Below are 14,156 nucleotides of genomic sequence, written 5' to 3'. Positions count from 1 at the left end.
GAATCGTAGAGGCGCACCGCAGTGTGTCTCAACACACAGAGAGAAAGAATAGTTTCAAAAATAAATAAACAATGTTTGCTTTAGTCGATTGTAATAATTTTTATGCCTCTTGCCAAAGAGTCTTCGAACCACATTTGATAGGAAAACCAGTCGTTATCCTTTCTAATAATGATGGTTGCGTTATTGCGCGTTCTGATGAAGCAAAGTTAGCAGGAGTTCCGATGGGAGCGCCCGCATTTAAATTTGAAGCATTGTTTAAAGAAAAGAATATTTATGTGTATTCTTCTAATTATGCTTTGTATGGCGATATGAGCAATCGGGTAATGAATATGCTTAGAACTTATACTCCCGATATTGAACTGTATAGTATCGACGAAGCTTTTTTGAAATTCTCAGGTTTTGAATTATTCGATTTACATAATTTGGGACTCGACATGCGAAAAAAGATTACAAGAGGTACAGGAATTCCAGTAAGTGTGGGTTTTGCTCCAACGAAAGCTTTGGCAAAAGTGGCAAATAAAATTGCCAGGAAATTTTCTGAACGAACTCAGAATGTGTATTCGATTGATACCGATGAGAAAAGAATCAAAGCACTAAAATGGACAAAAATAGAAGATGTTTGGGGAATAGGAAGAAAGCATGCCAAACGTCTGAAGCAAAAAAATATCCTGACTGCTTATCAGTTTACACAATTATCTGATGCCTGGGTGCGTAAAGAAATGGCTGTTGTGGGACTTCGACTAAAACATGAGTTAGAGGGAAAACCAACATTAGATTTGGAAGCACCTCGAAATAAAAAAATGATTGCGACTACACGCTCATTCGAAACTAAATATGCTACTTACGATGAGATTTCGGAACGAGTAAGCACCTTTACAGCTTCGTGTGCCGAAAAATTAAGACGCCAAGGTTGCCATTGCAATATGGTAACAGTTTTTATCCAGACGAATTATTTAGCAAACGACCAATCACAATATTCGCGTAGTATTACTATAAATACCGACTTCCCGACCAACTCCACAATCGAGCTAAATCAAGCCGCACAAAGAGGATTAAAGGAAATTTATAAAACCGGATATTCCTATAAAAGAGCCGGAGTTGTTGTTATGGGCTTAACGCCAAATGACGAAACGCAACTTAATTTATTCAGTACTTCCAACCCGAAACATCAGCCATTGATGAGTGTTATTGATAAGATGAATTTAAGTTATGGTGATAACAAAGTCAAATTCGGAGTGCAATCATTAGGGCGACAATGGAAAATGAAACAAGAACGATTATCTCCCAAATTCTCTACAAAACTTAAAGATGTTATTACGATAGAGGTTTAATATTTTTAGCCACGAATCGCGCTAATTTCCACGAACCATATTGTGTTTTTTCTTCTGATTGTCTAAAAAAAAAGGAACACGGATGATACGGATTCGCTATCGCGAAAACACGGATTAAAACGGATTTTTTTCTTTACGGATTACTTTAAAAATCCGTTTTTATCCGCGTCTTTACTTTAGTAAATCCGCGTCATCTGCGTTCCATTTTCACAACAGCCACATAATTTTATCATTAAAAAAAATATATTGTATCTTTGAATTTCAAAATTTTAGATGATTTCAAAAACGCACATATTATTTTTTGTTTTCTTGCTTGGTTTCTTTTTGATGCCAACGCATGCAGATGCGTGCGGTATGAAATCTGAAAAAAAGAAGCATATAACCGAAAAAGCACAAACAAAATCAACTGATGGTTGTTGTGATTCAAGCCCTAATAAAAAAGGAAAAGATGGTTGTGCCGATAAATGCAATCATTCTAATTGCCGTTGTGTTACAGTTATTTCGATGCTTACTTCCGAAAAATGGAATGAAACTACATTAAATTGTTTTAATTTTTCGAATAAAAAACAATTCTTTCACTCTCATGAAGCCGCTTTATCTTCAGGCTTTTATAGTATCTGGTCTCCGCCAAAAATAAGCTAAAAGTTTTCTGTTATAGCCATAAGTGCGTCTAATAGAAAATGTTAACTTTAAGTATTCAAAAAAATAAGATCAAATAACGTTCAGGAGTTTTACATTCTTGACAGATAATCTATAAAAAATGAAATCGATAAAAACTTTATTGGTAGCAATCGTTGCATTGTTATCATTCACTGCATGTGATGCAAAAATAAAAAACGCAAAAACCGAAACTGTAAAAATATTTGGTAATTGCGAAATGTGTAAAAAAACAATCGAGAAAGCAGGTAACTTAAAAAACAGTGCCGAAGTAGATTGGAATAAAGATTCTAAAATGGCAACGCTTACTTATGATGCCACCAAAACAAACAAAGAGGAGATATTAAAACGTATTGCTTTAGCGGGATATGATAGCAATGAGTTTTTAGCGCCAAATGATGTGTATGCTAAACTTCCAGAATGTTGCCAATATGAGCGAAATAATAAAAAAATGGCAATGGTTGTTCCTGCTGAGAAAATGAACCATGAAGCGCATTCTGGTCACGAAATGGCTTCTTCGGATGTGGATCAAAAAGCAAATATTCTAAAACCAGTTTTTGATGCATATTTCGGAATCAAAGATGCATTGGTAAAAACAGACGGTGCTACTGCTTCGGCGAAAGCCAAAACATTAGTAACAGCCATTGATGGAGTAAAAATGGAAAGTTTACCAATGGATGTTCACATGGTTTGGATGAAAGTTTTGAAAGACTTAAAAGAAGATGCCGAACATATTGCTGATACAAAAGATGCAATACACCAAAGAGATCATTTTGGGACATTATCTAAAAATGTATATGCGTTATTAAAAGTTTCAAAAGGGGATACACCAACATATTATCAGTTTTGCCCAATGGCAAATAACGGAAAAGGTGCAAACTGGTTGAGTAAAGAAAGTACCATTAAAAACCCATATTATGGTTCGAAAATGTTGAGCTGTGGTAGTACTGTAGAAACTATCAAGTAAATGAAGCTATACATTAAAAACATGGTTTGCAGTCGCTGTAAAATGGTCGTGAAGTCGGAGTTGGAAAAACTCGGGCTTCATCCGATTGCAGTAGAACTGGGTGAGGTAGAAATAGAAGAAAAAGAGATAAATTCTTTAAAAGAAGATTTAGTAAATGTCTTGCATTCTTTGGGTTTTGAACTTATAGATGATAAAAAAAGTTTGACTATTGAGAAAACTAAAACCTTAATCATCGAATTGGTTCATTATAAAAATAACGACCTCAGCACTAATTTATCCCATTATTTATCGACTAATTTACAACATGATTATAACTCGTTAAGTAATCTTTTTACGGAAGTAGAAGGGACAACTATTGAAAAATATTTTATCTCTCAGAAAATAGAAAAGGTAAAAGAGTTACTTATATACGATGAATTAAGTCTGAGCGAAATTGCTTATCAGCTTCAATATAGTAGTGTGGCACATTTGAGTAATCAGTTTAAAAAAGTAACAGGATTTTCACCAAGTTATTATAAAAAGTTGAAAGACAAAAAGCGAAAACAAATAGAGGATTTGTAAATCTTATAAATCATAACCAAAATTGTACAAGCTTATTGAAGCGTTATTTTAGAAATTTGTTAAAGAAAAATTCATAAAAAAAATAAAGCAATGACTCATACTTATACAATCACAGGAATGACTTGCGATGGATGTCGTACTAAAGTAGAAAAAACATTAAATGCTATCGATGGAATCGAGGCACGTGTTACTTTGGAACCACCATTGGCAACGATTACGATGGAAAAGCATATTCCGACGGAGCAACTGCAAGAAGCATTAACTGCGGTTGGAAAGTACACCATTGAAATGACTATGAATCATGGACACGAAAAGCCAGCCGAGAAATCATGCTGTAGTGCTGACGGACATAAACATGAGCATAAAAAAGAAGCTGTACCGCATAATCATGCTGGAGGAAAATACTATTGTCCGATGCATTGCGAAGGGGATAAAATGTATGACAAAGCTGGAGATTGTCCTGTGTGCGGAATGCATTTAGTACAAGAACCAGTAACAGTTCAGGCACACGAAAAGCCAGCCGAGAAATCGTGTTGCAGTGCTGACGGACATAAACATGAGCATAAAAAAGAAGTTGTACCGCATAATCATGCAGGAGGAAAATACTATTGCCCGATGCATTGTGAAGGCGATAAAATGTATGATAAAGCTGGAGATTGTCCTGTGTGCGGAATGGATTTAATACAAGAGCCAGCAGCTATTCAGGTTCAGCAATATACATGCCCAATGCATCCAGAGGTTATAAGTAATATACCAGGTTCATGCCCAATTTGCGGTATGGATTTAGTGCCAATGGAACCAACAGATAGCGAAGAGAATAAGGTCTATAAAGAGTTATTGCGAAAAATGAAAATTGCAATACTCTTTACTGTTCCTATCTTTTTTATTGCCATGATAGAAATGATGCATGACAATCCTTTGCTAAAAATAATGGATGTTGGGAAATGGAATTGGATGCAACTGCTTTTCTCGCTTCCTGTAATTTTTTATGCAGGTTGGATGTTTTTCGTTCGCGGATGGAAATCAATTGTGACTTGGAACTTAAATATGTTTACCCTTATCGCGATTGGTACTGGGATGGCATTTTTATTTAGTATCGTAGGAATGTTTTTTCCTGATATATTTCCAGAAGAATTTAAATCGGGACACGGAACAATTCATCTTTATTTTGAAGCAGCAACAGTAATTATTACACTGGTTTTATTAGGGCAATTGCTAGAAGCAAGAGCACATAGCCAGACTAGTGGTGCGATAAAAGAATTATTAAAACTCGCTCCTACAGAAGCGACTCTGGTAATTGACGGAGTCGATAAAGTAATTGCAATTCACGATATTAAAAAAGGAGATTTACTTAGAGTAAAACCCGGAGATAAAATTCCTGTAGACGGAAAAATTACCGATGGGGAGAGTACGATAGACGAATCGATGATTACTGGAGAGCCTATTCCTGTTGATAAAAAAGTAGGTGATGTGGTGTCTTCGGGAACTATAAATGGAAACAAATCATTTGTTATGATTGCCGAAAAAGTAGGTTCAGAAACTTTGCTTTCGCAAATTATACAAATGGTAAATAATGCCAGTCGTTCCAGAGCACCAATCCAGAAACTAGCGGATAGTATTGCTAAATACTTTGTGCCAATTGTTGTTATTATTTCTGTACTTACCTTTTTTATCTGGGCAAAATTTGGTCCAGAACCAGCAATGGTTTACGGCTTTATTAATGCAATTGCAGTATTGATAATTGCTTGTCCGTGTGCATTAGGTTTAGCCACACCAATGTCTGTAATGGTAGGAGTTGGAAAAGGTGCACAATCGGGAATTCTGATAAAAAATGCAGAAGCTTTAGAAAAAATGGACAAAGTAAATGTTCTGATTACTGATAAAACGGGAACTATTACAGAGGGAAAACCTTCGGTAGAAAAAATTGTTGCGCTGCAATATTCAGAGGATGAATTGTTACAATACATTGCTTCTTTAAATCAGTATAGCGAACATCCTTTGGCGGAAGCCGTAGTAAAATTTGCAAAAGCTAAAAATATCTCTTTAACAAAAGTAGATGATTTTGAAAACATTGCAGGAAAAGGAGTTATTGGAACTGCGATTGATAAAAAGGTTGCATTAGGGAATAAAAAATTAATGGAGCAAGTAGGAGTAACTGTTTCTGGAGCTATCGAAGAGAAAATTATTGCTGAACAGAAACTAGGAAAAACAGTTTCTTATATCGCTGTAGATAAAAATGTAGTAGGATTTGTAACTATAACCGATGCTATAAAAGCGACCAGTGCTGCCGCTATAAAAGAATTAATGCGACAAGGAGTTGAGGTAATTATGCTTACGGGAGATAATATAAATACTGCTAAAGCGGTTGCCGACGAATTGCACTTAACTTCATTTCAGGCAGGTTGTTTGCCAGAAGATAAACTAAAAGTAATTGAGAAATTACAAGCCGAAGGAAAAATTGTAGCCATGGCGGGAGATGGTATCAATGATGCGCCTGCTCTGGCACAATCGGATATTGGGATTGCGATGGGAACAGGAACCGATGTTGCGATAGAAAGTGCCAAGATTACTTTGGTAAAAGGAGATTTGCAAGGAATTGTAAAAGCAAAAAACCTGAGCCACGCTGTAATGGCAAACATCAAACAAAATCTATTTTTTGCTTTTATATACAACGTATTAGGTGTGCCTGTTGCTGCGGGAGTTTTATATCCGTTTTTCGGAATATTGCTTTCTCCTATGATTGCTGCTTTGGCAATGAGTTTTAGTTCTGTATCAGTTATTGTGAATGCATTGCGATTGAGAAGTTTAAAACTTTAAAAACTAAAAAATGAAAATTTATTCAATACTCATATTGTTGCTTTTTGCGATAAGCACGACTGCACAAAAAATTGTGAGGTATGATTTATACGTAAAAGATACGTTGGTGAATTTTACAGGAAAGTCCAAAAGAGCAATTGTAGTAAATGGACAAATCCCGATGCCGACACTTACTTTTACCGAGGGAGATATTGCCGAAATTCACGTACATAATCAGTTAAAGGAAAGTACATCTTTGCATTGGCATGGTATCTTTTTGCCAAATCAGGAAGATGGAGTTCCTTTTCTTACACAAATGCCTATAAAGCCAGGGGAAACTTATGTGTATAAATTTCCTGTTATTCAAAACGGAACACATTGGTATCATAGCCATAGCGGAATGCAAGAGCAAATCGGGATGTATGGTTCATTAATAATGAAGAAAAAAACAGATGACCCTGATTTTAGAAAAGGGATTGATGATTTGCCTACAATTCCTGTTATGTTAAGCGAATGGACAGATTATAATCCGGATAATGTGCATAGGATGTTGCATAATGCTTCGGATTGGTTTGCGATTAAAAAAGGAACAACCCAAAGTTATACTGAAGCCATAAAAGCAGGTCATTTTAAAACCAAAGTCAATAACGAATGGAAACGTATGATGGCAATGGATGTAAGCGATGTGTATTATGATGCATTTTTAACTAACGGAAAAAAAGAAAATGAATTTCCCCAACCATTTAAAGCGGGAGATAAAGTACGGTTGAGAATTTCTAATGGTGGAGCTTCATCTTATTTCTGGCTTACATACGCTGGAGGAAAAATTACGGTCGTAGCCAATGATGGAAACGACGTAGTTCCTGTTGAGGTAGACAGACTAATTATTGGAGTATCCGAAACTTATGATGTTGTGGTTACAATTCCATCCGATGATACGGCATCTGAATTTTTGGCTACGCCAGAAGACCGAACAAAATCGACTTCGATTTATTTAGGAAAAGGAATAAAACAATTGACAAGCCCTTTGCCAAAACTCGATTATTTTGAGGGGATGAAAATGATGAACGGCATGATGAACATGGACGGAACCATGAACGAGATGGGAATGGGGATGAGTTTACAAAAGATGGATATGAACGCCGTAATGTATCCCGAAATTACAGGAAGTGCATCTAAAGAAATGAAACATACTCCCGAAGAACCGATGAAGATGGCTGACGGAGAAAAAATGGATCATTCTGCCCATCAAATGGAAGCGAGTTCTACAGACATTGTAACATTAAATTACAGCATGCTTAAATCGCCTACGGTAACAACATTACCCAAAGATGCTCCCGTTAGAGAATTACGTTTTGAGTTAACAGGAAACATGAATCGCTATTTATGGAGTATGGATAATAAAGTATTGTCTGAGTCGGATAAAATATTAATTAAAAAAGGAGAGACATTACGAATTGTATTGTACAATAATTCGATGATGCGACATCCAATGCATTTACACGGTCATGATTTTAGAGTATTAAATGGACAAGGCGAATATTCTCCATTAAAAAATGTACTGGACATTATGCCAATGGAAACCGATACGATTGAGTTTAGTGCCAATGCCGACGGAGATTGGTTTTTTCATTGCCATATTTTGTATCACATGATGGCTGGAATGAATCGTGTTTTTAGTTATGAGAACTCCCCACCAAATCCGTTATTACCAGATAAAGAATGGGCGTACAGAGAATTGCAAAAAGAAAGTAATATGAGTCATATTATGGCCGAGAATGATTTTGCTACAAACGGAAACGATGGTCGTGCAATGGTTCAAAATGCACGTTGGAGTTTTGGTACTGAGTGGAGATTAGGATATAATGATAGGCATGGTTATGAAACTGAAACTCATATCGGACGTTATATTGGCAAAAATCAGTGGTTTATGCCATTTATAGGATTCGATTGGCGTTATAGAAAATTTGGACATGATGAGGTTGAGAAAAATATCTTCGGACAAAAGAATACCAAAGACAATCGTTCCGTATTAAGTATTGGTGCCGATTATACATTGCCGTGGTTGGTTATTGCTCAAGCCGAAGTTTTTACAGACGGTAATGTCCGATTGCAATTATCCCGAGAAGATATTCCGATTTCGCCAAGAATACGAATGGCTTTTATGGTAAATACAGACAAAGAATATATGGGAGGTTTAAAATATATTCTGACCAAAAACGCAGGAATCTCTACACATTATGATAGTGATATGGGTTGGGGATTTGGCTTGACGCTTAATTATTGAATTGTGTTGAATGTGAAATGGGAGAAGTGAAAAGCTAAACTGTATTTTAAAAGAAAACCATATAAGTTATATAAGAAAATATAAGTTTTAAAAACTTAAATGGACTTACATAACTTATATGGTTAAACTAAAATGTTATTTTTTGTTAATCGCTTTCTTGGGTTATAAATTATACAGATAACTTTTCTTCCTGATTATTTTACCGTTTTCAGTCTCTTTAAATTTAGGAACAAAAATGATTTCTTTTGGTTTTTGATATTTATCCAGACTGTCAAAGATTGCATTGTCGATAGTATGTTTTTCGCCTTCAATAACCAAAACTAATTTTTCGCCCAAAGCCGTATCAGGAACACCAATTACAAAATATCGGGTATCTATTTTACCCGAAAGTTTTTCTTCTATTTGCTCAGGAATTAATTTTATTCCACCACTATTGATAACGTTATCAATTCTTCCTAAAAAGACAAACTGATGGTCATTTATTAGCTCGACTATATCATTGGTTACAATTGTTTCGCTAGAAATTGTAGGTGCATTTATAACAAGACAATTTCTATCATCTTGCGATATTTGTACATGAGGTAAAACGGTAAAAGCTTTTTCGCCAACTTGTTTGGCAGCAATATGAGTAATCGTTTCGGTCATGCCGTAAGTTTCGTACACCTTAGTTTTTAGCTTAGATACACTTTTTATAAGTGTAGCATCCATCGCAGCGCCACCTACAATAAGTTTTTTTACATTTTTAAGCGCAGGTAATGAATTTTGAACCTGTAAAGGAACCATTGCTACAAAATCGTATTTGGTATTGTTGTTTGTAAGAGGGTGCAGGCTAGGAGCAACAAAATCGACATCTAGTCCAAGAATTAAACTCCTTACAATCATCATTTTTCCAGCAATATATTGAGTAGGCAAGCAATGTAATGCTTTATCTCCGGGATGTAAATCAAAGAAATCACCCGTTGCAAGTGCCGACTCAATCATGGCTTGTTTCTCTAACTGAATCACTTTTGGAGCTCCAGTTGTTCCCGAAGTAGTTATCTCGATATAAGATTTCTCATCAAACCAATCTAAGATAAACTCACCAATAGCTCTTTCATAAGCTTCGCCTTCTTTAACGAAACTATAGGCTATTTGAGATAAGTCTTCTCCATTAAAATGGTCTCCATTTAATTTGAAGAAATTGTGGACGTTTTTATATGTTATTTTTGACATTTGAGTTTGGTTATAGTTTAATAGTTTCAGACTTATTTTCAGTAACGATTTCACCCGTTAATTTTTCTTTCCAATTCGTCCAGTTGTATTTTTTGCTAAAAATATATAGCATGATAGGATAAATAACAATTACTGGCAAGATAATATCTGCACCAGCAGATGGTTCTGAGATATCTTTAAAAACTGAATGCGTTTGGAATACTGACCAATCCGAAGTAACCAATAGTGCACCTACTAGATTATTGGCAGCATGAAAACCTAATGCCAGTTCTATACCTTCATCCATTAAAGTAATAATTCCTAAAAATAATCCTGTCCCAATGTAATATACCATAACGATATAACCCATCTTAGACACTTCGGGATTAAAAATATGCATTACCCCAAATATGGTTGAAGTCATTAGTAACGGGAACCATTTGTTTCGGGCTAGATTTGCAAATCCCTGCATTAAATATCCACGAAAAACATATTCTTCGGTACTAGTCTGAATAGGAATTAAAAGAGTTCCTATTATGAATAAAATGGCAAACGGAATAGGTTTAAAATTAATTACAAAATCTTCAGGACTTAGATAATAAAATAAAACAGTTAGTACAGCAGTAATAGTTCCCCATAAAAGGAATGAAAATAAGATACGATTCCAGTCTACTTTAGGTCTGGATGTAGTTACCGATAAAAAAGTTTGATGATGTATATATCGTACCACAAAGTAAATTCCTGCTAAGGCAAATGCAAACGAAATCAATATAAGAAACAAGGTAATATTCGATTCAAAAATCTTCATAATACCAGCTTCATTCGTAGGGTAAGGTATTTTGTTTATAAGAGTTTGGTATAGTATGGCGAGTGTAAGCGGAATTTGACCAACAAATGATGCGGTTATTATAAAGACGGAACCTAATAAATATTTCCAAAATTTGTTTTCTTCTTTAACTCCTTGTTCTAGAAACATGTATTTTTAATTTAAAATAGTACTTCGATTTATTGCATAAATCTTATTTTTGCTAGCACTAATTTACTTTTTTTTATTTCAAATACGTTTACTTCTTTAAAAAAATAAAAATGATACAAATATATCACAACCCACGTTGCGGGAAATCAAGAAATTGTCTGGCTTTTATCGAGAATACAAAAGAAGACTTTGAGATAATCCCATATCTTACCGAAACACCTTCGTTTGATGCATTAAAAGAATTGCTTCAAAAACTAGATTTAAAACCGATAGAGTTGGTTCGAACTAAAGAAAAAATCTGGATAGAGAACTTCAAGAATAAAACAATGACCGATACTGAAGTTATACAAGCTATGGTCGATAATCCTATCTTAATCGAAAGACCAATTGTTGTTAAAGACGGGAAAGCTATTATTGGTAGAGATTTAGAATTGCTAAAACCTTTTTTAGAAACATTATAAAGAGGGTTGTTAACATATTTTTATGATTTTTCATTTTAAACCTACAGTTACATTTGCAGTCTAAAAGCCAAATAGAAACTACCAAAAATGAAAAAAAATCAATTAATCATCATGCTTGTATGTCTTTTTACAAGCATGCTCAGCTTTGCCCAACAACCAGAAGGGCAAAGAGCAAAAGTAAAAGTTACTGGTAAAGTTGTCGAGAAAACGACAAACCAACCGCTAGAATATGCTACAATTACTTTGGTAAATACCAAAAATCCAAAAGCACTTGCAGGAGGAATCACCAATAACAAAGGAGAATTTAGCGTAGATGCTGTTCCTGGGGTTTATGATATTAAAATTGAGTTTATTTCATTTAAGGTAATAGAAATTAAACAGAAAAATATTGCTGAGAATACCAATTTAGGACAATTTGCTTTATCCGAAGATGCCAACCAACTTAATGAAGTTGTGGTTCGTGCCGAGAAATCTACAGTAGAAATTAAACTAGACAAAAAAGTATATAATGTAGGTCAGGACATGATTGTAAAAGGAGGAACAGTAAGTGATGTTCTGGATAACGTACCATCAGTTTCTGTAGATACCGAAGGAAATGTAAGTTTAAGAGGAAGTGATAATATTAGAATTTTAATAGACGGAAGACCTTCAAATGCTATAAATGTAGCCGAAGCTTTGCGTCAAATCCCAGCCGATGCAATTGATAAAGTTGAGGTAATCACAAATCCATCAGCACGATATGATGCCGAAGGAGGTTCAGGATTAATAAATATTATTCTTAAAAAAGGGAAAAATCAAGGGTTTAACGGAACTTTTATAGCTTCAACAGGAATCCCAGAAACCTACGGAGTAAGTGCAAATGCAAATTATAAAACTAAAAAAATAAATTATTTTACAACTGCAGGATACAGTTACAGAACAACTGAAGGTGGTGGTTCAACAAATTCTGAGTATCTAAATCCAGACGGATCTATTAAAAGTTATCTTGATGAACTAAGAGATACCAAAAGATTAAGAAAAGGCTTTAATGCCAGAGTGGGGGCAGAGTGGGAAATTACTCCAACAATATTTTGGACAAACGCTGTTAATTATCAAAAAAATAGCGGAGAAGATAAAGACCTGATTGACTACAATAATTTTGATGTAAATCATGATTATACAGGATCATCTTATAGATTAAGTAATACTAATATAGCTAGTGATAATGTCGAGTTTACATCAAATTTGATTAAAAACTTTAATGATAAAGGGCATAAATTGACTGCAGATATATCTATTTCTAAAAACAATGATGATAGCAATGGTACAATCACAGGTTCGCCAAATTTTAATACAACATTAAACAATCAGGTTCAGAAACAATTTCAGATCCAGGCAGATTATGTATTGCCATTTGGAGAAGGAAGTCAGTTTGAGGCTGGTTATAAAGGAAATTTCAATGATTTAGATAACGTATACAATGTAAATACTGATGATCAAGGAAATCCAATCCAAGGTTTCTTGTCGAATACATTAGTTTATAAAGAGAAAATAAATGCGCTTTATACACAATTTGGGTCTAAAATTAAAGAGACTAAATTCTCCTACCTTTTAGGATTACGTTGGGAAGACAGTAATATTGATGTAAATTTATTGGACACCAATAATTTTAATAATAAGAAATATAATAATCTTTTTCCAAGTGCATTTCTTAATTATGAAATATCAGATAACAGTAGCCTTTCTGTAAGTTACAGTAAGCGTATTTCCAGACCAAGAGGACGTTTCATGAATCCAGCTACAAATTATGCCAGTAATATCAATATCTTTAGAGGAAATCCAGATTTAGATCCTTCGCTTACCGATAAATATGATGTAGGTTATATAAAACGTTGGGATAAAGTAACTTTTAATACTTCCTTGTATTATGAAAACACAACCGATGTATTTACATTCGTAAGATTACAAACAGGAGATAATGTTGATGGAATTCCAGTTATTTTAAGTACTCCGATTAACTTAGGAAAACAGCAAAAGATTGGTTATGAATTCACGGTAAACTATACCCCTTTTAAATGGTGGAAATTAAATACCAATTTTAATCTTTATAATCTTAATACAACAGGAGATTATACTTATACAGATGTCAACAATTTAGCCATCACAGAAAATTTTGATAACGAGGCAACATCATGGTTTGCCCGTATAAGTTCAAGAATAACTTTACCATACAAAATCGATTGGCAAACTACGGCTATGTATAATGGAGCGCAAAAAACAGCACAAGGTAAAAACTTAGGGCAGTTTGGATTAAATTTAGCTTTTAGTAAAGATGTCTTGAAAGATAAAGGAACAATTGCTTTTAATGTAAGTGATGTATTCAATTCAAGAATTATGAAAACAGAAACATATCTAGATAATGTAAATTCATATAGCGAAATGCAATTTCGTAAGCGACAGTTCAATCTTTCATTTACATATAGATTCAATAAGCCTAAAAACGAAAGAGAAAAACAAGGGCCTAAAAATGAAGGTAATGATGGAGGAGGAGAGTTTCCTGGATAAGGAAACCTCGTAAATAAAAAAAAGGACTCGTGTAAACGGGTCCTTTTTTTATGTAGTAATCAAATTAATTTTAAATTGATTGCTCTTTCTTTGCTTTTCTTTCTTTGTACATTTCCCATAGCGCTCCACCAATCCAATATTGAACGAAACCTACCAAGAAGAACATTAACCAAAACCCTATAGTTAGAATGGTTAAGAAAAGTAAAAAGCCTAAATACTGTGAAAATTCAAACATGTTTTCCGGAATTTTTGAATGTAGCCACAAATGTAGGTCTAATATTTTTTCTTACCAATAAAAAACTAAATCAATTTTTATAAAAAAGTAATTATCCGTATTTTTGAGGTCAGTTTTAAAAAGATAAGCTCATAATTTGGTTTAGGAGCT

General features: G+C 34.3%; 11 protein-coding genes. 8 read left to right on the top strand and 3 right to left on the bottom strand.

Annotated elements, in window-relative coordinates; all coding sequences use genetic code 11:
- Positions 1 to 71: 71 nt before the first annotated feature.
- The 6 genes from B8T70_RS02040 to B8T70_RS02020 all read left to right on the top strand — a co-directional run bounded on the left by B8T70_RS02040 (position 72) and on the right by B8T70_RS02020 (position 8,599).
- Complete coding sequence (locus B8T70_RS02040; RefSeq protein ID WP_039115996.1) at positions 72 to 1,331, top strand: Y-family DNA polymerase; 1,260 nt, start codon at positions 72 to 74, stop codon at positions 1,329 to 1,331.
- 273 nt (positions 1,332 to 1,604) lie between these two features.
- Positions 1,605 to 1,973 carry a hypothetical protein gene (locus B8T70_RS02035; RefSeq protein WP_086893733.1) on the top strand — a complete coding sequence of 123 codons (369 nt, stop codon included), beginning with the start codon at positions 1,605 to 1,607 and terminating at the stop codon, positions 1,971 to 1,973.
- Positions 1,974 to 2,091: 118 nt separating this feature from the next.
- Positions 2,092 to 2,955 carry a DUF3347 domain-containing protein gene (locus B8T70_RS24075; RefSeq protein WP_207621514.1) on the top strand — a complete coding sequence of 288 codons (864 nt, stop codon included), beginning with the start codon at positions 2,092 to 2,094 and terminating at the stop codon, positions 2,953 to 2,955.
- The gene (locus B8T70_RS24070; RefSeq protein WP_039115993.1) at positions 2,956 to 3,516 is read left to right on the top strand and encodes an AraC family transcriptional regulator; all 561 of its coding nucleotides are present in this window, start codon (positions 2,956 to 2,958) and stop codon (positions 3,514 to 3,516) included. It abuts the gene before it with no gap.
- Positions 3,517 to 3,606: 90 nt separating this feature from the next.
- Positions 3,607 to 6,333 carry a heavy metal translocating P-type ATPase gene (locus tag B8T70_RS02025; RefSeq protein ID WP_123912055.1) on the top strand — a complete coding sequence of 909 codons (2,727 nt, stop codon included), beginning with the start codon at positions 3,607 to 3,609 and terminating at the stop codon, positions 6,331 to 6,333.
- Between the two features lie 10 nt (positions 6,334 to 6,343).
- A complete protein-coding gene (locus tag B8T70_RS02020) occupies positions 6,344 to 8,599 on the top strand; it encodes a multicopper oxidase domain-containing protein (RefSeq protein WP_086893732.1) in 2,256 nt (751 codons plus the stop codon).
- A 162-nt stretch (positions 8,600 to 8,761) separates the two neighbouring features.
- On the opposite strand, the gene B8T70_RS02015 is transcribed toward B8T70_RS02020, so the two are convergent.
- Both B8T70_RS02015 and B8T70_RS02010 read right to left on the bottom strand, forming a co-directional pair.
- Positions 8,762 to 9,811 (bottom strand): AMP-binding protein, encoded by a 1,050-nt coding sequence (locus B8T70_RS02015; RefSeq protein ID WP_086893731.1) that lies wholly within the window; start codon positions 9,809 to 9,811, stop codon positions 8,762 to 8,764.
- 10 nt (positions 9,812 to 9,821) lie between these two features.
- Entirely contained in the window at positions 9,822 to 10,766 is a 945-nt protein-coding gene (locus tag B8T70_RS02010) for a CPBP family intramembrane glutamic endopeptidase (protein ID WP_086893730.1), read from the bottom strand.
- A 110-nt stretch (positions 10,767 to 10,876) separates the two neighbouring features.
- Between B8T70_RS02010 and arsC the strand changes: the two genes are divergently transcribed.
- Both arsC and B8T70_RS02000 read left to right on the top strand, forming a co-directional pair.
- The gene (gene arsC, locus B8T70_RS02005) at positions 10,877 to 11,227 is read left to right on the top strand and encodes an arsenate reductase (glutaredoxin) (protein ID WP_086893729.1); all 351 of its coding nucleotides are present in this window, start codon (positions 10,877 to 10,879) and stop codon (positions 11,225 to 11,227) included.
- 87 nt (positions 11,228 to 11,314) lie between these two features.
- Positions 11,315 to 13,771: an outer membrane beta-barrel family protein gene (locus B8T70_RS02000; protein WP_086893728.1), complete on the top strand. Its 2,457-nt coding sequence runs from the start codon at positions 11,315 to 11,317 to the stop codon at positions 13,769 to 13,771.
- A gap of 70 nt (positions 13,772 to 13,841) precedes the next feature.
- Here B8T70_RS02000 and B8T70_RS01995 read toward each other — a convergent pair whose 3' ends face one another.
- The gene (locus B8T70_RS01995; protein ID WP_035621077.1) at positions 13,842 to 14,006 is read right to left on the bottom strand and encodes a hypothetical protein; all 165 of its coding nucleotides are present in this window, start codon (positions 14,004 to 14,006) and stop codon (positions 13,842 to 13,844) included.
- Positions 14,007 to 14,156: the final 150 nt, after the last annotated feature.

Source organism: Flavobacterium sp. AJR (assembly GCF_002156885.1).
Classification (GTDB): Bacteria; Bacteroidota; Bacteroidia; order Flavobacteriales; family Flavobacteriaceae; genus Flavobacterium.
Note: the sequence above shows the minus strand (reverse complement) of the source record. Positions and strands in the feature narration are given on the sequence as shown.